Raw genomic sequence first — 19782 nt, 5'->3', positions numbered from 1 at the left:
CGGACCCCGGTGCCCGGTGGCCCGGTCGGCTCGCACTCCGGAGGCAGGCGATGGACGACTACCCACTGCTGAACATCTTCCTCACGACCATGTGGATCTTCCTGTGGATCCTCTGGTTCATGCTCCTGTTCCGGGTGTTCGGGGACCTCTTCCGGGACGACTCGGTCGGCGGCTGGGGCAAGGCCGGCTGGTGCGTACTGCTGATCCTGCTGCCGTTCCTGGGCGTGTTCGTCTACCTGATCGCCCGGGGCAAGGGCATGGGGATGCGGGAGGCGGCCCGGGTGAAGCAGGCGGACGCCGAGTTCCGGGACTACGTGCGGGACGCGGCCGGGTCCGAGGCCAAGAAGCCCAGCGCCGCCGGGGAACTGGCCCGGCTGGCCGAGCTGCGGCGGGACGGCTCCATCACGGAGGACGAGTACCAGCGGGCCAAGGCGCTCGTGCTGGAGTGACCGGGGACGGGCCCGGAGTCCGGCGCCCGGTCCGTCAGGGGCCCTGGGCCGTCACGGTCGGGGGACCCGGCGGTGCGGGCGGCACCGGCGGGGTCGGCGGCCCCGGGGGCGGCCCGGGGGCGGGCGGCGGCTCGGCCGGAGCGGCGGTCCGGTAGGCGGGGGCGAGGAACTCCCGGACCGCGAACGCCGCCAGCACGACCACGGCGAACCAGAACACCACCATCGCCGTCGGGTGGTCCCAGAACGCGAACAGCACGGCGGCGACGACCAGGATCGCCACACCCGTCCAGCGCTTGTAGCGGCGGACGAAGCGCTCCGCCGGACCGGCCCGGAAACCCGCCGAGTCGGCCGCCGAACGCAGCGCCGCCACCCCGTGCCCGGCCACCGAACGCACGGTGACGGCGGCCCGCGAGGGGCCGACGAGGAACGCTCCGAGCGCCACCACCAGGGCCAGGAAGCCGACCACCCGCACCGAGGTGCGCAGATAGGTCACCAGCGCGTCGTAGACGGCGCCGGCCGCGGCGGGCGAGGCGTCGGTGGGCAGGTGGTCCAGGAAGTAGGAGCGGAACACCGTCAGGGCGAGGCCGAGCAGCAGCATCGCCGCCGCGATGCCGAGAGCGGCGCCGGCCAGCGCGCGGCGGCGGTTGACGGCCGTGAACACCGCGCCCGCCGCGACCAGGACCGTGATCACCGGCATCCACCAGCCGAGGATCTCCAGCAGCCGGAAGCCGCCGCGGATCTTGGCGAGGTCGGGCGAGGAGAACACCACGAACTCGGTGTGCACCTCCGGGATCTTGGCGGCGGGCGCGAACCCGGCCTGGACCAGGGCGGTCTTCACCCGGTCCACCATCGGCCCGATGTCGATCACGACCTCGTCGTTCTTCAGCACCACCGCGCCGCCGCCCTCGCCCGTCAGGGCCTTGACCATGGTGGCGTGCCCGGCCCGGACCGCCCCCTCCCAGACGGTGGCGAAGGCGTCGCTGGTGACCACCCGCTCGGCGGCAGCGTGCACCAGGTTCGTCAGCGCCCCCTCCAGCGGGCCGGTCAGACCGCCCAGCAGCTGGGCCAGCCGGGGCGGCACACCCTGCTCGGCGGCGGCCTGGGACAGGTCGTTCACCAGGGACTTGACGTCGACCTGCTCGGTCGCGGCGTCGGTGATCCGGTTGGCCAGGGCGTTCTGCACGTCGGGGTTGTGGGCCAGCGGCGCCATGGTGGCGACGAACCGGTCGGTGTCGGTGATCTCGTCGTGGGCCCAGACCGCGACGACCGCGAGCAGCGACAGCACCGACGCGACCACCACCAGGACCACCGAGCCGGTGGTGCGCAGCCGGTGGTGCTCCGTCCTGGTCCGGGCGTCCGCCTCCAGCTCGGCGACCCGGCGGTGCAGCGCGTCCAGTTCGACGCTGTCCGGGCGGCCGGGCTGCACGGGGCCGGGCTGCACGGGGCCGGGCTCGGTCGGTGGCATGGGCGGGACTCCTCGTCCTGGGCGGCCCGGGGTCGGGGGGCGCCCCGGGCGGACCGGTGGCGCCGGGAGGCGCGAACACCGGTGCACCCAGCCAAGGGCCCGGCGCGGCGCTCGGCGAGCAGGGCTGACCCAGCGGGGTGACCCGGAGCGGTACCGGAGCCCCGCAACTCCGTCACTCCGGCACCCCGGCACCCCGCTTCTCCGTCACCCCGAACAGGTGAGCCGGTGGCCCGGGACGGCGGGTTAGCGTCGCTCCGGGTCGGTGTCCGGGCGGCGCCCGGACCGGCCCCCGACCGGCGCCCCCGACCGGCCGGACCGCACCCGCACGCCAGGAGGAGCCGACGTGAGCAACGCACCCGATGCGCCCGGTGGGGCGGACGAATCCGAACCGGTGGACCTCGGCCCCATCGACTACCTGGTGATCGCGTTCCCCGGCAGCCACCTCAGCGGCGAGGGCCTGCCGCTGCTCGTCGACCTGGTCGATCGCGACATCGTCCGGATCCTCGACCTGATCTTCGTCCGCAAGGACGAGGACGGCACGGTCACCGCCGTCGAACTGGCCGACGTGGACGGCGACGGGGTCCTCGACCTGACGGTCTTCGAGGGCGCCTCCTCCGGTCTGCTCGGGGACGCCGACGTCACCGAGGCCGGCCTGCTCCTGGAGCCCGGCGACTCCGCCGTGGTGCTCCTCTACGAGAACCGGTGGGCGGCCCCGCTGGCCGCCGCCCTGCGGCGGGCGGACGCGCGCATGGTCGCCAGTGGCCGCGTCCCGGTCCAGGACCTCCTGGAGGTGCTGGACGCGCTGGAGGAGCTCGACGCCACCGGCTGACCCCGCCCGGCCCCGGCCCCACCCCCGGCCCCACTCCACCCCCGATCTCCCTCACCCCAGGCAGGAAGCCATGCCCGGACTGCTACGTGGCGTCGCCCGCACCGCGGTCGTCGCCGGAACGGCCACCGCCGTCTCCAACCGAGTCTCCCGTCGCCAGGCCGGCCGCTGGGCGAGGCAGGAGTCCTACGCCGAACCCGCCCCCGCCGCCCAGGCCGCGCCCCCGCCGGTCGCCGCGGCGCCCGCCCCGGCGACCATGGAGGAGAAGCTGGACCAGCTCAAGGACCTCGCGACGCTCAAGGAGCAGGGGGTCCTCACCGAGGAGGAGTTCGCTGCGCAGAAGGCCCGGATCCTCGGCAGCTGACCATGGCGAACCGCTGGAAGCCCCTCGTCGTCCTCGGCACCGCCCAGTTCCTGATGGTGCTGGACGCCTCGGTGATGAACGTCTCGATCAGCCAGCTGGTCGAGGACTTCGACACCGAGGTGACCGCCATCCAGGCCGTCATCACCCTGTACACCCTGGTGATGGCGGCCTTCATGCTGACCGGCGGCAAGATCGGCGACATGTACGGGCGCCGCCGGGTCTTCGTGATCGGCCTGGCCGTGTACGCGGTCGGCTCGGGGCTGACCGCGGTGGCGCCCACGGTCGGAGTGCTCGCCCTCGGCTGGTCGGTCATCGAGGGCCTGGGGGCGGCCCTGGTGCTGCCCGCGCTCGCCGCCCTGGTGGCCGGCTCCTACTCCGGCCGCGACCGGGCCGTCGCCTACGGCGTGATCGGCGGCCTGGCGGGCGCGGGCATCGCGGTGGGCCCGCTTCTCGGCGGCTGGGTGACCACCTATCTGACCTGGCGGCTGGTGTTCGCCGGCGAAGTGGTGCTGGTCGTGACGATCCTGCTGCTGATGCGCTGGATACCGGCGCAGCCCCGGCCGACCGACCCGCCCCGGCTGGACCTGCTCGGCGTCGTGCTGTCCGCGACCGGCCTGGCCCTGATGGTGCTGGCCGTACTGCAGAGCGGCACCTGGGGCTGGGTCCAGCCGCGCAACCCGCCGTTCACCGTGCTCGGCTTCGCGCCGACCCTGTTCCTCGTCGCCCTCGGCGCCGCTCTCACCTATGCGTTCTGCGTCCACGAACGCCGGCGCGAGAGCCGGGGCCGCACGCCCCTGGTCTCGCTCGACCTGTTCGGCAACCGGACGCTGCGTTCGGGGCTGATCACCCTGTTCAACCAGAACACCGTCCTGCTGGGCCTGTTCTTCGTCATCCCGCTCTACCTCCAGGTCGTGCAGGGCCTGAACGCCTTCGAGACCGGCCTCCGGCTGCTGCCGGTGTCCGTGACGATGCTCGGCGCCTCGATGTCGGGCACCCTGCTGCTGCGCTTCGCCTCGCCCCGCACCATCGCCAGGGCGGGTCTGCTGGTCCTGCTCGCCGCCACGCTGTGGCTGATCACGGCCATCGGACCGGACCTGCACGGCGCCTCCTTCGCCGGGGCGATGGCCCTGCTCGGCGTCGGGATGGGGATGCTCGCCTCGCAGCTCGGAAACACGGTGCAGTCCAGCGTGTTGCCGGAGGAGCGCAGCGAGGCCGGCGGACTGCAGTACACCTCGCAGAACCTCGGTTCCTCGCTCGGCACGGCGCTGATCGGGGCGATCCTGATCGGCGCCCTCGCGACCTCCGTGACCAGCCAGATCGAGAGCGACCCCCGGGTCTCGGGGGCCGTCGCGCAGCAGACCGCCGTGCACGTGGAGGCCGGCCTGTCCTTCGTCCCGGCCGACCAGGTGGCCGCCGCGCTGGCGGCGCGTCCGGACGTGCCGCCGGCGGAGGCGGCGGCCGTGGTGGAGAGCTACCAGGACGCGCAGATCGACGGTCTCAAGGCCGCCGTGCTCGCCTGCTCCTGCATCACGGCCGGCGCGCTGCTGTTCACCGGCCGCCTGCCCGGCACCCGCCCGGGCCCGCGAACGGGCACGTGAGCGAGCGGCTGAACGGGCGCGGGAACGCAGGTGCGGACGAGCGCCCGGCCGTCCCGCCGAACGGGTGACGGGACCGCCCTGCCCCGGTGGCGCCGGTCAGTGGCCGACGACGACCTTGGCCGCGACGATGACCAGTCCCAGGACCAGGCTGACGGCGCCCTCGGCGACGACCTGGCGCGGTCGGGCGCCGGCCCGGTGGGCGCCCAGGGCGGCCCAGGCCACCTGCTGGGAGACCGCGACCGCCAGCGCGAGCCAGGCGTTCTCCCCCGCGCCCAGCCACGGGCTGACCAGGACCGCCAGCGCCGGCAGCGCCGCCGCCTCGACGATCGGCCACTCGTGCCGGCCCACCCGGCGCACCTGGCGGAACGTCACGTCCTTCCCCGCCTCCCGCTGGCCGGCGACGTGCGCGTAGACATGGGCGGCCCAGAAGACCAGCCCGGTGATGACCAGCAGCAGGACGAGCGACAGCCTCGGGTGCGACTCCTGCGCGCTGGACGCGGCGATCACCGAGGCCGCCAGCATCGAGCCGTAGACCGCGCCCGCGTAGTCGGTCCGCTTCTCCGGTGCGGCCGCGCCCGGTCCCGGCGGGCCGGGGGCGCGGCGACGGGGTGCCGGTCCGGGGTCGCTCACGGCGGCCTCCTGGGGGCTGTGCTCGGCCGGCTCACCGAGTCCTTGCCGCGATCCTCGCCGCTCCCCGCCCGCCCGGCCACCTCCGGCCGGCCGGCGGGCGGGGCACCGGTGCCGACCTGCCCGGCCCGGGTCGGCACGCGGCTCGGCCCGGGTCGGCACGCGGCTCGGATGGCACCCGGCCTCGGGGCCGTACTACGGTCGAAGGGACGTTCCCCCCGGCGGTCCGGCGGCGCCCGTCGCCGGGGGACCGCGTCCCGCATCACGCCCGGACGTGCCCTTCCGGGGGCGGAACCACCAGGCGGTGGCCCCATGCCGTACACCCGCGCAGCACCCGAACCGCTCTCCCGGACCGGGCACGCCTCCCCACCGGTACTCGCCCTCGCGCCCGCCGCCCCCGTCCCCTCGGCGGACCCCGTCCCCTCGGCGGACGCCCTCCCGGAGGTCGCGGCCCCGCCCGCCCCGGCCCGGCTGCCCAACGGCGACCCGATGCTCGCCACCCGGGTCCGGCCGCCCCACCCGCCCGCCGCCGCCTTCCTGCACCGCGACCGCCTGCTCGGCCGCCTCGACGCGGCCGCGCTCCGCCCGGTGACCCTGGTCAACGGCCCGGCCGGGGCCGGCAAAACGCTGCTGGTCGCCGACTGGCTGGCCCGCGGCCGCCTCCCCGGCCCGGTGGGCTGGCTCACCCTGGAGCCGAGCGACAACCAGCCCGGCACCTTCTGGGCCTATGTCCGCGAGGCCCTGCAGACCGGGGTCGGCGGACTGCCGGCGGAGGTGGGCGCCCCCGCCCGGGCCGAGCACGTCGAGCCGTCCCTGCTGCTGCGGCTCGCCGCCTGGATCAACGGCCTCCCCCGGCCGCTGGTGCTGGTCCTGGACGAGTGCGAGCACCTCGACAACCTGCGGCTCGCCGAACAGCTGCACGACCTGGTCCGGCACACCGCCGGCCGGCTGCGGCTCGTCCTGGTCGGCCGCAGCGAACCGCTGCTGCCCCTGCACCGCTACCGGGCCGCGGGCGAGCTGGCCGAGATCCGGGCCGGCGAGCTCGCGCTGGACCGCGGCGAGACGGCCGCCGTGCTGGAACGGCACGGGCTGCGCGTCGGCCCGGCCGTCGTCGGGGCCGTGCACCGCGCGCTGTCCGGCTGGACCGCCGGCGTCCGGCTGCTCGCCCTCGCCGCGCAGGACGCCGACGACCCCGAGGACTACCTCGGACGGATCGACGCCGGTCCCGCCGCGCTGGCGGACTTCCTGCTCGCCGAAGTGCTGCGGACCCAGCCCGCGCCGACCCAGGACCTGCTGCTGCGCTGCAGCATCCTGGGCCGGGTCCACCCCGACCTCGCCGACGCGCTCACCGGCCGCCGCGACGGGCGGCGGATCCTGGAGCGGCTGCACCACGACAACGCCTTCACCGACGCCCTGCCCGACGGCTGGTACCGGCTGCACCCGATGTTCGCCGGGATCCTGCGCCTGCACCTGCGCGCCGCCGCCCCGGAACGGGTCGACGAGCTCCGGGTGCAGGCCGCGCACTGGCTCGCCGGCCACGGGCAGTACCGGGCGGCGCTCGACCACGCGGCCGAGGCCGGGGACTGGGCGCTGGCCGCGCGGCTGCTGGTCGACGAGTACGCCGTCGGCGAGCTGCTGGCCGGGCGCGACGCGACCCGGCTGCGCGCGCTGTTCACCCGGATGCCGCCGACCGAGCACAGCCCGGCCGCCGAGCTGGTCCGGGCGGCCGTCCACCTCACCCGCGACGAGGCCGCCGGCGCGCTGCGGATCCTGGAGCACGTCGAACCGCTGCTGCCTGCCGAGCGGACCCCGCTCCAGCTGGCCGCCGTCCTGGTGCGCACCGGCGCCGCGCGGCTGCTCGGCTCGGCCGCGCTCGCCGACCGGGCCGCCCGCCGGGCCGAGGAGCTCGGCCACCTGGTGCCCGCCGAGCTGCTGGCGCGCCACCCCGAGCTGCTCACCCTGGTGGCCGCCGACCTCGGCTCCACATTGCTCTGGCACGGGCGCCTGGACGAGGCCCGCCAGGCACTCGAACGCGCCGCGCGGGCGCCGCTCTCGCCCACCACCGCCCGGCTGCGCCACGACGCGCTGTGCCGGCTGGCGCTCATCGAACACCTGCGCGGCAGCCCGGGGCGGGCGGAGCGCCGGGTGCGCGAGGCGGACGAGGAGGCAGACCGGGCCAGTCTGCCGCCGGACAGCCGCACCGAGGTCCGGGACCTCGTACTGGCCGCCGTCGCCCTGGAGCGCGACGAGCCCGCCGAGGCCCGGACGGCGCTGAACCGGGCGACCGGCGCTCGCACACCGGGCCGGGACCCGGTGGTCGCGCTCGGCAACGCCGTGGTCCGGGCCGGGCTCCAGCTGGCCCGGGGCCGGCCCGACAGCGCGCTGCGGCTGCTGGAGGAGACCCGGCGGCACGGGCTCGGGGAGCGCGCCTCCGACTGGAGCCGCGAACGCCTCGCCGTCACGGCCTGCGCAGCGCACCTGGCCGCCGGACGGCCGGAGGAGGCCGTCGCGGCCCTGGACGACGTGCCGGTCCGGACGCCCGGGTCCCTGGTGGTGGCCGCCCGGGCCCGGCTCGCGGCCGGCCTCGACGTGTCGGACACCCTGGCCGGGCTGCGGGCCCTGCGCGAGGACCCGGCCGTGGGCGGCGCGACCCGTGCCCGGGCCCTGCTGCTGCTGGCGCAGGCCGAGCCGGACGGTCCGGACAGCGCCCGGCTGCTGACCGAGGCCCTCGCCGCCGCCGAGCCCGAGCGGCTGTGCCGCCCGTTCCGCGAGTCGGCGCCCTGGGTGCGCCGACGGCTGCGCGGACTCCCCCGGGTGGCGGCCGCCCACGGCTGGCTGCCGGCCGATCTGCGGCCGCCCGCCCGCGACCCGGCTCCGGAGCGGAAGGCGGACGCCGGGCCGGCGCCGGTCGCGGGAGGGCCGGTCGCGGGAGCGCCGGTCGAGCCGCTGACCGGCCGGGAGCGGGAGATCCTGCTCTGCGCCGCGCGGCTGCTGTCGACCCAGGAGATCGCCGAGGAGCTGTACGTGTCGCCGAACACCGTCAAGACGCACCTCAAGAGCGTCAACCGCAAGCTCCGGACGGCCAGCCGCCGGGACGCGGTGCGCACCGCCACCCGGCTGCGGCTGCTGGACGCGCCCTGAGCCGGACCGGGACGCGCCCTGAACCGGACCGGGCCGGGGCGGCTCACTCGGGCAGCCGGCGCAGCTCCGTGACCGTCAGCCCGAGCGCCTGGAACCGGTTCAGCAGCCCGTACAGGTGGGCCTCGTCCACCACCTCGCCGACCAGCACCGTCTGGTCCGGGACGACCGCGCTCGCCAGCTCCGGGAAGCCCTCCCGGCGGGTCGTCTCCTGCAGTACGCCGGACACCCGGATCTCGTAGCGCATGGGGCCGGCTCCCTTCGCCTCGGCGGTGGCGTCCAGTCTCGCCGCCTCGCGGCACCCGCCGCATCACCCCGGTGAGGTGAGCGTGCGGGGCCGGGCCGGGTCCGCGTGCGGCGCCGAGCTCGGGTCCGCGTGCGGCGCCGAGCTCGGGTCCGCGTGCGGCGCCGGCTCCACGTCCCGGCCGGTATTGGCACGAGCGGGTTGTGCCACGGCTATTGACGAAAAATCCAACAGTGGCGATTCTCGACCCACCGAGTACGCAGGACATGACAGCCCGCCCGGGCGGCGCGCCGTGCCGCGGGCTGGCGTCGTCCGCGTCGTCCGCCCGCCACCCGGAACTGGGGTGCACATGACGCGACTCCCCCACCCACGTCGTCCCCACGCACAGCGCTTCCCTGTCCGCCGCCGGATCGCCACCCTGATCGCCACGCTGCTCGCCCTGGTCGCCGCGGCCCTCGCCGCGCCGGCGCACGGCGCCACCGGGCCGAACTGGTGGGACCCGGTCGCCCGGCCCGCCCCCGATGCCGCGATCGGCGTCACCGGCGCGCCCTTCACCGGTACCGACGCCCAGGGCAAGGTCCGCGGCTTCGTCGACGCCCACGACCACATCATGGCCGCCGAGGGCTTCGGCGGCCGCCTCATCTGCGGCAAGGCCTTCTCCGAGGCCGGGGTCGAGGACGCCCTCAAGGACTGTCCGGAGCACTACCCCGACGGCTCCCTCGCCATCTTCGACCTCATCACCAAGGGCGGTGACGGCAAGCACGACCCGGTCGGCTGGCCGACCTTCAAGGACTGGCCGGCCCACGACTCGCTGACCCACCAGCAGAACTACTACGCCTGGATCGAGCGCGCCTGGCGCGGCGGCGAGCGGGTGCTGGTCAACGACCTGGTGACCAACGGCGTGATCTGCTCGGTCTACTTCTTCAAGGACCGCAGCTGCGACGAGATGACCGCGATCCGGCTGGAGGCCCAGAAGTCCTGGGACCTCCAGGCGTACGTCGACAAGATGTACGGCGGGCCCGGCAAGGGCTGGTTCCGGATCGTCACCGACAGCGCGCAGGCCCGCGAGGTCGTCAAGCAGGGCAAACTCGCCGTGGTGCTCGGCGTCGAGACCTCCGAGCCGTTCGGCTGCAAGCAGGTCCTGGACATCGCCCAGTGCAGCCGCGCGGACATCGACCGCGGCCTCGACGAGCTGTACGGGCTCGGCGTGCGCAGCATGTTCCTGTGCCACAAGTTCGACAACGCGCTGTGCGGCGTCCGGTTCGACGAGGGCGCGCTCGGCACGGCGATCAACGCCGGGCAGTTCCTGTCGACCGGTACCTTCTGGCAGACCGAGACCTGCCCCGGTCCGCAGCACGACAACCCGATCGGGCTGGCACCCACCCCCGCCTCGATCCAGCAGCAGCTGCCCGCCGGGGTCACCGTCCCCTCGTACGCCGGGGACGCGCAGTGCAACACCAGGGGGCTGACCGAACTCGGCGAGTACGCCCTGCGCGGCATGATGCGGCGCGGCATGATGCTGGAACTCGACCACATGAGCGTCAAGGCCGCCGGCCGGGCCCTGGACATCCTGGAATCGCAGTCCTACCCGGGCGTCGTCTCCTCGCACAGCTGGATGGACCTCGGCTGGATGGAGCGCGTCTACAAGCTCGGCGGTTTCGTCGCCCAGTACATGAACGGCGCGGAGGCGTTCAGCGCCGAGGCGAAGCGCACCGACGCGCTGCGCGACAAGTACGGCGTCGGGTACGGCTACGGCACCGACATGAACGGCGTCGGCGGCTGGCCCGGCCCGCGCGGGGCCGACACCCCGAACCCGGTGCGCTACCCGTTCCGCACCGCCGACGGCGGCTCCCTGGTCGACCGCGCCACCGCGGGCAGCCGCACCTGGGACCTCAACACCGACGGGGCCGCGCACTACGGCCTGGTGCCGGACTGGATCGAGGACATCCGGCAGGTCGGCGGGCAGGGAGTGGTCGACGACCTGTTCCGGGGCGCGGAGTCCTACCTCACCACCCTCGGCGCCGCGGAGCACCACCAGGCGGCCGTCAACCTCGGCGTGGGGGCCACCGCCTCCGCCAGCTCCACCGAGTGGAACCCGTTCGTCAGCTACGCGGCGGACCGGGCGATCGACGGCAGCACGTCCAGCCGCTGGGCCAGCGACTGGAGCGACGACCAGTGGATCCAGCTCGACCTGTCCACCACCACCCTGGTCTCCCGGGTCACCCTGGACTGGGAGCGCGCCTACGCCAGGGCGTACCGGATCGAGGTCTCCACCAACGGCACCGACTGGCGGACCGTCTGGTCCACCACCTCGGGTGACGGCGGGCTGGACACCGCCCGGTTCCCCGGCGTCCCGGCGCGCTACGTCCGGGTGCACGGCGAGCAGCGGGCCACCTCGTGGGGGTACTCGCTGTACGACGTGGGCGTGTACCGGGCCTGACCTGCTCCGGGCCCGGACCGGACCTGCGTCGGGCCCGTCCGGGGAGGGTCGCGCCGACCCGCCCCGGACGGGCCCGCGAGGATTCCGGAAAAATCTTCGGCGACGGTGTCGAGAACCGCCGGCCTGCTCCGTCCCAGGGGTGAGCGCGGCCAGAATGGGCCGCACCACCCCCGAGGAGAGGGTCATCATGGCCAAGTACCTGCTGCTGAAGCACTACCGCGGCGCGCCGGAGCCCGTCAACAACGTGCCGATGGACCGGTGGACGCCGGAGGAGGTGTCGGCCCACATCCAGTACATGAACGACTTCGCCGCCGCACTGGAGAAGACCGGCGAGTTCGTCGACGGCCAGGCGCTCGCCCCCGAGGGCACCTGGGTGCGGTACGACGGCGAGGGCCGCCCGCCGGTCACCGACGGCCCGTTCGCGGAGACCAAGGACCTCATCGCGGGCTGGATGGTGATCGACGTCGACAGCTACGAGCGCGCCGTCGAGCTGGCCGGTGAGCTGTCCGCCGCCCCCGGCGCGGGCGGCCGGCCGATCCACGAGTGGCTGGAGCTGCGTCCCTTCTACGGCGTCGCGCCCACCGTCACCGAGTGACCGTTCCCATGGACGAGGCACTGCTCCGCGGTCTCACCCCGGGTGTGCTCGGCGTCCTCGTCCGCCGCGGAGCCGACTTCGCGGCGGCCGAGGACGCCGTCCAGGACGCGCTGGTCGAGGCGCTGCGGGTCTGGCCCGAGGACCCGCCGCGCGATCCGAAGGGCTGGCTGGTCACGGTCGCCTGGCGGAAGTTCCTGGACGCCTCCCGGGCGGACACGGCCCGGCGCCGGCGCGAGGACCGGGCCGAGGAGGAGCCCGCGCCGGGGCCGGTGGCCGAGGCCGACGACACGCTCCGGCTGTACTTCCTGTGCGCCCACCCCTCGCTGTCGCCCGCCTCGGCGGTCGCGCTCACCCTGCGCGCCGTCGGCGGGCTCACCACCCGGCAGATCGCCCGCGCCTACCTGGTGCCCGAGGCGACCATGGCGCAGCGGATCAGCCGGGCCAAGCGCACCGTGTCCGGGGTGCGGCTGGACCGCCCCGGCGACGTCGCGACCGTGCTGCGGGTGCTCTACCTGGTGTTCAACGAGGGCTACTCGGGGGACGTCGACCTCGCCGCCGAGGCGATCCGGCTCACCCGGCAGCTGGCGGCCGGGGTGGACCATCCGGAGGTGGCGGGGCTGCTGGCGCTGATGCTGCTGCACCATGCCCGGCGGGCGGCCCGGACGACGCCGGACGGCGCGCTGGTGCCGCTCGCCGAGCAGGACCGCTCCCGGTGGGACACCGCGGCGATCGCCGAGGGCGTCGCGGTGCTCCAGGGCGCGCTGGCCCGCTACCGGCTGGGCGAGTTCCAGGCGCAGGCGGCGGTCGCGGCGCTGCACGCGGACGCGCCGACGGCCGGGGAAACGGACTGGGTGCAGATCGTCGAGTGGTACGACGAGCTGCTGGGGCTGACCGGCAGTCCGGTGGTGGCGCTGAACCGCGCGGTCGCCGTCGGCGAGGCGGACGGGCCGCGCGCGGGGCTGGCGGCGCTCGCGGGCGTCGACGCGGCGGTGCCGCGCCGCGCGGCGGCGGCGGCCTACCTGCACGAGCGCGCGGGCGACCGGGCGACGGCGGCGGGCCTGTACGCGGAGGCGGCCCGGGCGGCGTCCAGCCTCGCCGAGCGGGACCATCTGACCCGCCAGGCCGCCCGGCTGAACACGGCGTCGGGCGGGGGCGACCGCCCCTGAAGTGATTGCACTCGCGGACTAACGGCCCTGGCCGGTATTTCCTCCGATGACTTATCCTGGAACGGTCACCCCCGGAAGGAGACCCGGACCATGACCGCGACGGACCCCGCGCTCACCGCCCTGGCCAGCGGCTGGGGCGCGCTCTCCCTCCTGCACAGCCGGATCGAGGGGCACATCGAACGCGCCCTGCAGAGCGGGCACGACCTCAGCGTGCGCGAGTACTCGCTGCTCGACGTGCTCAGCCGCCAGCACGACGGCGAGGGCGGCCACCTGCAGATGAAGCAGGTCGCCGACGCGGTCGTCCTGAGCCAGAGCGCCACCACGCGACTGGTCACCCGACTGGAGGACCGGGGCCTGCTGTCCCGCTACCTGTGCCCCACCGACCGGCGCGGCATCTACACCAATGTGAGCGAGGCCGGGCTGGAGCTGCTGGCACAGGCCCGGCCGACCAACGACGCCGCCCTGCGCGAGGCACTCACCGAGGCGGCCCGCAACCCCGAGCTGGCCTCCCTGGTCGAGGCCGTCGAAGCCATGGACGCCCCGGCCGCCGCCCGGTAGCCCCGCCTTTCGCACCGACTTCCGCCGAGCACCCCGAGGACCGGTTCCAGCACTGCGCTGGGACCGGTCCTGTGCGTTCCGGACCCCGCCCTACGGCTTGCACCAGCCGACATCCAGACCACAGCGACAGCCCGCGTTTGCAGTTAGCGCGCGTCTGCAATTATTGTGAAGACACGCAAGGAGCTCACTCAAGCAATCACAGGAGGGTCGGGCCCAATGCCACTCGCACTGCTCGCTCTGGCCGTCGGCGCCTTCGGCATCGGCACCACCGAATTCGTGATCATGGGCCTGCTGCCCGAGATCGCCGCCGACTACGGCGTCTCCATCCCGACCGCGGGCCTGCTGGTCACCGGCTACGCCCTCGGCGTGGTCCTCGGCGCGCCGCTGCTCACCGTGCTCGGCACCAAGGTCAGCCGCAAGCGGATGCTGATGCTGCTGATGGGCCTGTTCGTGGTCGGCAACGTGCTCTCCGCCGCCGCCCCCTCGTTCGGCACGATGCTCGCCGGCCGGGTGGTCGCCTCGCTCGCCCACGGCGCGTTCTTCGGCATCGGCTCCGTCGTCGCCGCCGAACTGGTGGCCCCGGACAAGAAGGCCGGCGCCATCGCCACCATGTTCACCGGGCTCACCGTCGCCAACATCGTCGGCGTGCCGCTCGGCACGTACATCGGCCAGGCCGTCGGCTGGCGGATCACCTTCGTGATCGTCGCCGCGCTCGGACTGGCCGGCATGGCCGGGATCGCCAGGCTCGTCCCGGAGCAGCCCCGCCCCGAGGGCGCCCGGCTGCGCCGCGAGCTGACGGCCTTCCGCAACCCGCAGGTGCTGCTGGCGATGGCGATGACCGTGCTCGGCTTCGGCGGCGTCTTCGCCGCGATCACCTACATCGCCCCGATGATGACCCAGGTGGCCGGCTACTCGGACGGCGCGGTGACCTGGCTGCTGGTGCTGTTCGGCGTCGGGATGTTCCTCGGCAACCTGCTCGGCGGCCGGTTCGCGGACCGGCGGCTGATGCCACTGCTGTACACCACCCTCGGCGGCCTCGCCCTCGTGCTCGCGCTCTTCACCCTCACCGCCCACAACAAGGCCCTCGCCGCGATCACCGTCGTGCTGGTCGGGGCGCTCGGCTTCGCCACCGTGCCGCCGCTGCAGAAGCGGGTGCTGGACCAGGCGCACGGCGCCCCCACGCTCGCCTCGGCCGTGAACATCGGCGCCTTCAACCTGGGCAACGCGCTCGCCGCCTGGCTGGGCGGCACGGTCATCACCGCCGGCTTCGGCTACACCGCGCCCAACTGGGTGGGCGCGCTGCTCGCCGCCGCGGCGCTGGTCCTCGCCGTCTGGTCCGCCGCGCTGGAGCGCCGCACCGCCAAGGCCCCGACGGCCGCCACCGCGCCGTCACCCACCCCCGTTCCCGTCCACCACTGACCGTCCCCCATGTCTCCAGGGAGCAGCACCACCATGAGCACCACCACCGTCACCCCGCTGACCACCGCCGACGCCGAGGCCCTCGTCACCGCCGCCCGCACCGCCGCCGAGGCGGCGGGGGTCTTGGTCAGCGTCACCGTCCTCGACGCCGGGGGCCACCTGCTCGCCTTCCGTCGCGACGACCGGGCCGTCCTCGTCTCCGGCGAGACCAGCACCCGCAAGGCCTACACCGCGCTCCAGCTGAACGCCCCGACCGCCGACCTGGTCGACCTGGTCAAGCCCGACGGGCCGTTCCACTCGCTGCCGACCGCGCTCGACCGGCCGTTGCTGTTCATCGCCGGCGGCGTCCCCGTCCACCGCGACGGCCGGCTGATCGGCGCCCTCGGCGTCGGCGGCGGCGCTCCCGAGCAGGACCACGGCTTCGCCACCGCCGCCCTCCGGCACCTCGCCGACTGACGCGCGGGCCCGGGCCGGGGCCGTCGGCAGCGCCCCCCGGTCCACCCACCGCTCCCGCCGCCCACGCCTCGCGCGCCTCGCGCTTTGCGAAGCAGAACACTTTGCAAAGTCACCGGCGACTTTGCAAAGTGTTCCGTGACCCGAACCGCACCACGGCCCCGGCCCGCCTCCTCGGCGGGCCGGGGCCGTCCGCGCACGTGCCCCGCCCTCGGGCCCACCTCGGGACACCTCGGGACACCTCGGCCTACCTCGGGGCGACCGGCGCTCCGGCAGCAGCCCGTCAGTAGTCCGGCAGGTCGAAGACCGTGGCCGCGCGGAAGACCTCGTCCATCTCCGGGCCGATCTCCTCGTAGCCGCCCTCGGCGCCCTCCGCCGTCAGCCGGTCGCCGGTGAGTTCGAGGATCGCCTGGTTGGCGGCCACGTGCTCGCGCAGCCGCCGCTCGTACGCGGGGTAGGCGGTGCCGTGGTCGCCGTCGGCCCGGTGCAGCTCCCCCGCCAGCACGTAGGACGCCGTCAGAGCGACGCTGGTGCCCTGGCCGGTCAGCGGCGAGCAGCAGTACCCGGCGTCGCCGAGCAGCACGACCCGGCCGTTCCACCAGCGGTCCATCTTGATCTGGGCGATCACGTCGTAGTGGAACACCTCGGTGTCGTCCAGGGCCGCCAGGAAGCGCGGCACCTCCCAGCGCAGGTCCGCGGCGATTCCCGCGACCAGGCGGCGCTGTTCGGCCGGGTCGCGCGGGAGCATCCGCGCGACCGGCTCGTCGGAGCCGAAGCCGACGAAGACACGCAGCTCGGCGTTGTCCCGGACGGTCATCGCCATGCACAGCCGCCCCGAGGAGTCGCCCGGCCGGTGGATGACCTGCCAGCGGTCCAGGCCCAGGTGGTTGGGCACGCTCCAGCCCGCCACGTAGGTACCGATCGGGTGCAGGTAGTCCTCCTCCGGTCCGAAGACGAGCCGACGGGTGTTGGAGTGCAGGCCGTCGGCGCCCACGACGAGGTCGAAGGATCGCTCCTCGCCGCCCCGGAACCGGACCTGGACCCCCTCCTCGTACTGCACCAGGGTGTCGATCGAGTCGTCGAACCGGTACTCGACGCCGCTGTCCGTCACCCCGGCGAGCAGTTCGGCCAGGTCGTCGCGCAGGATCTCCACGTCCGGCCCGTCGACGGGCCCGCCGCTTGCCGTCCGCTCGGTGGTGCGGCTCAGCTCCCGGCCGTCGCCGTCGACGACGGACATCCCCAGCAGACCGGTCCGCAGCGCCTTCACCTCCTTCAACAGGCCCATCCGGTCGACGACTTCGAGGGCGTTGCCGCGGATGTCCACCGGCTGGCCGCCTCCGCGCAGGGAGGGCGCGCGCTCGACCACGGTGACGCGGAAGCCGTAGCGGTCCAGCCAGTGGGCGAGGGCGGTGCCGGCGATCCCGGCACCGGAGATCAGGACGGTGGTCGGGCGCGAGTGCTGCGGTCGCGTGCTGTTGGGCATGGCGGGCCTCCCCTGGTTCGTGTGCTGCCACGGACCAGGTTCCCCGCGCCCGCTGTCGACGCACCGTCAGGACACCGGCAGGACACCGGTGCCGCTGTCGGCGCACCGACAGACCGCCGGCAGGCCCCCGACAGGCCCCGGAGGGACCGCCGGCAGCCGGCCGGACGGCGGCCGCGCTCGCGGTCAGCCGAGGTGGCGGGCGAGGAACCGCAGGGTGCTGTCGAGTTCGAAGGCCGGGAGCTCGCCGTGCCCGCCGGCATTGGCGTGCAGGGTCTTCTCGGCGGAGCCGAACGCCTCGAAGAGGGCGAGCCCCGCCTCGCGCGGCACCCGCTCGTCGTCCCACTGCAGCAGGAACTCGACCGGAACGGTGATCCGCGCGGCCTCGGCGGCCGAGGCGAGCGCCCCGCCCAGGCCCAGGACCGCCGCACGGACCCGGGGTTCGGCGGCGACGAACGGCACGCCGAGCCCGCAGCCCAGCGAGACGCCCCAGTAGCCCACCGGTCCGGCGCCGACGTGGTCGAGCCGCTGGACGGCGTCCAGGACGGCCCGCCATTCCGGCACCGTCCGCCGCGCCACCAGGGCGTGGAACTCGGCGAGCAGTCGCCCCGGCTCCGCGCCGGCCGCGATCCGCTCCTGATTGGCGGTCGCGAGCCGGTCGTACTCCTCCACGACCGGCCGGTCGCCGTGTCCGGGGACGTCCGGCGCGACCACGGCGAAGCCGCACTCGGTCACGAGCCGGTGGGCCCGGGCCAGGATGCCGGGCTGCTTCTTGTGTTCGCCGCCGCCGTGGCCCAGCAGGACCAGCGGGCGGGCGGCGGCGGATCCGGCCGGCGTCCACAGCGCGGCGGGGACGTCGTCGACGACGAGGAGCTGCTCGCGGATGCCGTCGGAGGAGGTTTCGGAGACGAGGTGCACAGCGTTCGGGCCTTTCGGGATGCCTGGTGCGGGCAGCCCTCAGGCCATGCGAGAGAGGGGTACCCGACGGGTTGCAGCGTTGATCGGTCCCACCTCCTCCGGTAACAGCGGCGCACGGCGGGAGCGAAGCTATCACGACGATCTTGGAGGAAGCACGCAGTTAGAGGGTCTCACGATCGCTCTTGACGCTCACGACCCGAAGGAGTTATAACTTATAACGAACGCAAGAGCATCTGACGAGCGAAGAAGGAGAGCAGGACCATGAGTGACGAGCGTCTGGTCGAGGTCGTACTGCCGGGTGTCGTGGCCCCCGAGGGACTGGAGCTCCGGTACGGGGTCGTGCCGGAGGCCGGGCGGGGCCGGATCGTGATCGGCGTCGAGGCCACCGGCGTCTCCTTCGCCGAGCAGCAGATGCGCCGCGGCCGGTACTACGACCAGCCGCCCTTCCCCTTCGTGCCCGGATACGACCTGGTGGGCCGGGTGCTGGCCACCGGTGAGGGCGTCGACCCGGGGCTGCTCGGGCAGCGGGTCGCCGCCCTGGTGAAGGTCGGCGGCTGGGCCAGCCACGTGGCCGTCGACGCCGCCGACGCCGTGCCGGTGCCGGACGGCCTCACCCCGGCCGAGGCGGAGACCGTGGTGGTCAACGGCATCACCGCCTGGCAGATGCTGCACCGCAGGGCGCGGGTGCGCGCCGGACAGACCGTCCTGGTGCACGGTGCGAGCGGCGGCGTGGGCTCCGTCCTGGTCCAGCTCGCCGGCGCGGCGGGCGTCCGGGTGATCGGCACCGCCTCCGCCCGCCACCACGAGGCCCTGCGCGAACTCGGGGTCGAGCCGGTCGACTACCGTGCCGGCGATGTCGCGGCCCGGGTCCGGGAGCTGGCGCCGGGCGGGGTGGACGCGGTGTTCGACCACGTCGGCGGGCGCAGCGTGATCGACTCCTGGAGCCTGCTCGCCCCCGGCGGCACGCTGATCGCCTACGGCAGCGCCTCGACCCGGGACGACAGCGGCTCCAAGCAGTGGCCCGTGCTCAAGATCCTGGCCCGCACCTGGCTCTGGAACACCCTGCCGAACGGCCGCCGGGCCCACTTCTACAACATCTGGGCGGGCCGGGGGCTGGGCAAGGACCGTTTCCGCGCCCGGCTGCGGGCCGACCTCGGCGAGGTCTTCGGCGCCGTGCGCCGCGGCGAGGTGACGGCCCGGGTCGCCGCCGAACTCCCGCTGTCGCGGGCCGCGGAGGCGCTGCGCCTCGCGGAGTCCGGCACGGTCGGCGGCAAGATCGTGCTGACGCCCTGAGCGGCCCGGGCCGCGCCCGCCCGTCCGGAGCCGCCGGGACCGCCGGAGCTGCCGATTGTCAGTGGTGGGGCCTATGGTGAGGGTGAACGACTTCGGGGCGGACGCTGCTGCCGCCCGGGTCGATGCCGAACGAATCTGGAGGGGATGCCGGATGTCCGTCGACGGTTTCGCGCTGCTGGCCGGGGCGCACGACTACCTGCTGACCGTGGTGCGGGGGGTGCCGGAGGGCGCCTGGGGCGCGCCGACGCCGTGCAGCGAGTGGACGGTGCGTCAGGTGCTGAACCACGCGCGGCTCGACCAGCAGGCGCTGGTCATGCAGATCACCGAGGAGGCCCCGGCGGGGGACCCGTTCGCCCCGGCGGACGCTCCGGCGGGCGGCGGCGACGCGGTCGCCGAGCTGGCGGCGGTGCTGGAGGCGGCGGCGAAGGCCTGGCAGTCGGTCCGGGACGCCGAGAGCGTGCCGACGCCGATGGGCCCGATGCCGGCGGGGGCCGGGGCGGCGGTCGCGGCGCTGGACGCCGCCGTGCACGCCTGGGACATCGCCCGCGCGACCGGTCAGGACCTCCCGCTCACCGACGCCCTGGCGGAGGGGCTGGAGAGCCCGGCCGCCCGGATCGTCGACTTCGTCCGGGACACCTTCGGCAAGTTCGGCCCCGTGGTCGAGGTCCCCGCGGACGCCGGCCGGGCCGCCGTGCTGCTCGGCTTCACCGGCCGCGACCCGCAGTGGGCGCCGCCGACCGCGTAGCGCG

General features: G+C 74.9%; 18 protein-coding genes. 13 read left to right on the top strand and 5 right to left on the bottom strand.

Going from position 1 to position 19782, the window contains the following annotated elements:
- Positions 1 to 50: 50 nt before the first annotated feature.
- The gene (locus BLU95_RS38205) at positions 51 to 449 is read left to right on the top strand and encodes an SHOCT domain-containing protein (protein WP_093864043.1); all 399 of its coding nucleotides are present in this window, start codon (positions 51 to 53) and stop codon (positions 447 to 449) included.
- A 34-nt stretch (positions 450 to 483) separates the two neighbouring features.
- Here the strand turns inward: BLU95_RS38205 and BLU95_RS38200 are convergent, their stop codons facing one another.
- Positions 484 to 1914 (bottom strand): hypothetical protein, encoded by a 1431-nt coding sequence (locus BLU95_RS38200; protein ID WP_197698671.1) that lies wholly within the window; start codon positions 1912 to 1914, stop codon positions 484 to 486.
- Positions 1915 to 2257: 343 nt separating this feature from the next.
- Between BLU95_RS38200 and BLU95_RS38195 the strand changes: the two genes are divergently transcribed.
- The 3 genes from BLU95_RS38195 (at position 2258) to BLU95_RS38185 (ending at position 4702) form a co-directional block, all read left to right on the top strand.
- Complete coding sequence (locus BLU95_RS38195) at positions 2258 to 2743, top strand: DUF6325 family protein (protein ID WP_231978104.1); 486 nt, start codon at positions 2258 to 2260, stop codon at positions 2741 to 2743.
- A 70-nt stretch (positions 2744 to 2813) separates the two neighbouring features.
- Complete coding sequence (locus BLU95_RS38190; protein ID WP_093864042.1) at positions 2814 to 3104, top strand: SHOCT domain-containing protein; 291 nt, start codon at positions 2814 to 2816, stop codon at positions 3102 to 3104.
- 2 nt (positions 3105 to 3106) lie between these two features.
- Positions 3107 to 4702 carry an MFS transporter gene (locus BLU95_RS38185; protein ID WP_093864041.1) on the top strand — a complete coding sequence of 532 codons (1596 nt, stop codon included), beginning with the start codon at positions 3107 to 3109 and terminating at the stop codon, positions 4700 to 4702.
- A 96-nt stretch (positions 4703 to 4798) separates the two neighbouring features.
- On the opposite strand, the gene BLU95_RS38180 is transcribed toward BLU95_RS38185, so the two are convergent.
- Positions 4799 to 5332, bottom strand: coding sequence for a hypothetical protein (locus BLU95_RS38180; RefSeq protein ID WP_093864040.1), 534 nt, complete (start codon positions 5330 to 5332; stop codon positions 4799 to 4801).
- 309 nt (positions 5333 to 5641) lie between these two features.
- Between BLU95_RS38180 and BLU95_RS43150 the strand changes: the two genes are divergently transcribed.
- Positions 5642 to 8470: a winged helix-turn-helix domain-containing protein gene (locus BLU95_RS43150; RefSeq protein WP_093864039.1), complete on the top strand. Its 2829-nt coding sequence runs from the start codon at positions 5642 to 5644 to the stop codon at positions 8468 to 8470.
- 43 nt (positions 8471 to 8513) lie between these two features.
- Here BLU95_RS43150 and BLU95_RS38170 read toward each other — a convergent pair whose 3' ends face one another.
- Positions 8514 to 8714, bottom strand: a complete 201-nt coding sequence (locus BLU95_RS38170; RefSeq protein WP_093864038.1) for a DUF8691 family protein — start codon at positions 8712 to 8714, stop codon at positions 8514 to 8516.
- A 346-nt stretch (positions 8715 to 9060) separates the two neighbouring features.
- Between BLU95_RS38170 and BLU95_RS38165 the strand changes: the two genes are divergently transcribed.
- The 6 genes from BLU95_RS38165 to BLU95_RS38140 all read left to right on the top strand — a co-directional run bounded on the left by BLU95_RS38165 (position 9061) and on the right by BLU95_RS38140 (position 15345).
- A complete protein-coding gene (locus tag BLU95_RS38165) occupies positions 9061 to 11151 on the top strand; it encodes a galactose-binding domain-containing protein (protein WP_093864037.1) in 2091 nt (696 codons plus the stop codon).
- 187 nt (positions 11152 to 11338) lie between these two features.
- Positions 11339 to 11746 carry a YciI family protein gene (locus tag BLU95_RS38160; protein WP_093865433.1) on the top strand — a complete coding sequence of 136 codons (408 nt, stop codon included), beginning with the start codon at positions 11339 to 11341 and terminating at the stop codon, positions 11744 to 11746.
- A gap of 8 nt (positions 11747 to 11754) precedes the next feature.
- Positions 11755 to 12912: an RNA polymerase sigma factor gene (locus BLU95_RS38155; RefSeq protein WP_093864036.1), complete on the top strand. Its 1158-nt coding sequence runs from the start codon at positions 11755 to 11757 to the stop codon at positions 12910 to 12912.
- A gap of 90 nt (positions 12913 to 13002) precedes the next feature.
- Positions 13003 to 13470 carry a MarR family winged helix-turn-helix transcriptional regulator gene (locus BLU95_RS38150; protein WP_093864035.1) on the top strand — a complete coding sequence of 156 codons (468 nt, stop codon included), beginning with the start codon at positions 13003 to 13005 and terminating at the stop codon, positions 13468 to 13470.
- 216 nt (positions 13471 to 13686) lie between these two features.
- Positions 13687 to 14889, top strand: coding sequence for an MFS transporter (locus BLU95_RS38145; RefSeq protein ID WP_093864034.1), 1203 nt, complete (start codon positions 13687 to 13689; stop codon positions 14887 to 14889).
- Positions 14890 to 14922: 33 nt separating this feature from the next.
- Positions 14923 to 15345 carry a GlcG/HbpS family heme-binding protein gene (locus BLU95_RS38140; protein ID WP_093864033.1) on the top strand — a complete coding sequence of 141 codons (423 nt, stop codon included), beginning with the start codon at positions 14923 to 14925 and terminating at the stop codon, positions 15343 to 15345.
- 280 nt (positions 15346 to 15625) lie between these two features.
- Here the strand turns inward: BLU95_RS38140 and BLU95_RS38135 are convergent, their stop codons facing one another.
- Positions 15626 to 16825, bottom strand: a complete 1200-nt coding sequence (locus BLU95_RS38135; RefSeq protein WP_093864032.1) for an FAD-dependent monooxygenase — start codon at positions 16823 to 16825, stop codon at positions 15626 to 15628.
- A gap of 183 nt (positions 16826 to 17008) precedes the next feature.
- Entirely contained in the window at positions 17009 to 17740 is a 732-nt protein-coding gene (locus tag BLU95_RS38130) for a dienelactone hydrolase family protein (RefSeq protein ID WP_093864031.1), read from the bottom strand.
- 261 nt (positions 17741 to 18001) lie between these two features.
- Here BLU95_RS38130 and BLU95_RS38125 point away from each other — a divergent pair, with 261 nt between their 5' ends.
- Both BLU95_RS38125 and BLU95_RS38120 read left to right on the top strand, forming a co-directional pair.
- The gene (locus tag BLU95_RS38125) at positions 18002 to 19033 is read left to right on the top strand and encodes a medium chain dehydrogenase/reductase family protein (protein ID WP_093864030.1); all 1032 of its coding nucleotides are present in this window, start codon (positions 18002 to 18004) and stop codon (positions 19031 to 19033) included.
- A gap of 151 nt (positions 19034 to 19184) precedes the next feature.
- Complete coding sequence (locus tag BLU95_RS38120) at positions 19185 to 19778, top strand: TIGR03086 family metal-binding protein (protein WP_093864029.1); 594 nt, start codon at positions 19185 to 19187, stop codon at positions 19776 to 19778.
- Positions 19779 to 19782 lie beyond the last annotated feature (4 nt).

This window comes from Streptomyces sp. TLI_053 (assembly GCF_900105395.1).
Classification (GTDB): domain Bacteria; phylum Actinomycetota; class Actinomycetes; order Streptomycetales; family Streptomycetaceae; genus Kitasatospora.
Note: the sequence above shows the minus strand (reverse complement) of the source record. Positions and strands in the feature narration are given on the sequence as shown.

What these genes read in the sequence shown, in the direction of transcription:
- BLU95_RS38205 (WP_093864043.1), top strand. Translation starts at nt 51, where the DNA reads ATGGACGACTACCCACTGCTGAACATCTTCCTCACGACCATGTGGATC.
- BLU95_RS38200 (WP_197698671.1), bottom strand. Translation starts at nt 1,914, where the DNA reads ATGCCACCGACCGAGCCCGGCCCCGTGCAGCCCGGCCCCGTGCAGCCC.
- BLU95_RS38190 (WP_093864042.1), top strand. Translation starts at nt 2,814, where the DNA reads ATGCCCGGACTGCTACGTGGCGTCGCCCGCACCGCGGTCGTCGCCGGA.
- BLU95_RS38185 (WP_093864041.1), top strand. Translation starts at nt 3,107, where the DNA reads ATGGCGAACCGCTGGAAGCCCCTCGTCGTCCTCGGCACCGCCCAGTTC.
- BLU95_RS43150 (WP_093864039.1), top strand. Translation starts at nt 5,642, where the DNA reads ATGCCGTACACCCGCGCAGCACCCGAACCGCTCTCCCGGACCGGGCAC.
- BLU95_RS38170 (WP_093864038.1), bottom strand. Translation starts at nt 8,714, where the DNA reads ATGCGCTACGAGATCCGGGTGTCCGGCGTACTGCAGGAGACGACCCGC.
- BLU95_RS38165 (WP_093864037.1), top strand. Translation starts at nt 9,061, where the DNA reads ATGACGCGACTCCCCCACCCACGTCGTCCCCACGCACAGCGCTTCCCT.
- BLU95_RS38160 (WP_093865433.1), top strand. Translation starts at nt 11,339, where the DNA reads ATGGCCAAGTACCTGCTGCTGAAGCACTACCGCGGCGCGCCGGAGCCC.
- BLU95_RS38155 (WP_093864036.1), top strand. Translation starts at nt 11,755, where the DNA reads ATGGACGAGGCACTGCTCCGCGGTCTCACCCCGGGTGTGCTCGGCGTC.
- BLU95_RS38150 (WP_093864035.1), top strand. Translation starts at nt 13,003, where the DNA reads ATGACCGCGACGGACCCCGCGCTCACCGCCCTGGCCAGCGGCTGGGGC.
- BLU95_RS38145 (WP_093864034.1), top strand. Translation starts at nt 13,687, where the DNA reads ATGCCACTCGCACTGCTCGCTCTGGCCGTCGGCGCCTTCGGCATCGGC.
- BLU95_RS38140 (WP_093864033.1), top strand. Translation starts at nt 14,923, where the DNA reads ATGAGCACCACCACCGTCACCCCGCTGACCACCGCCGACGCCGAGGCC.
- BLU95_RS38135 (WP_093864032.1), bottom strand. Translation starts at nt 16,825, where the DNA reads ATGCCCAACAGCACGCGACCGCAGCACTCGCGCCCGACCACCGTCCTG.
- BLU95_RS38125 (WP_093864030.1), top strand. Translation starts at nt 18,002, where the DNA reads ATGAGTGACGAGCGTCTGGTCGAGGTCGTACTGCCGGGTGTCGTGGCC.
- BLU95_RS38120 (WP_093864029.1), top strand. Translation starts at nt 19,185, where the DNA reads ATGTCCGTCGACGGTTTCGCGCTGCTGGCCGGGGCGCACGACTACCTG.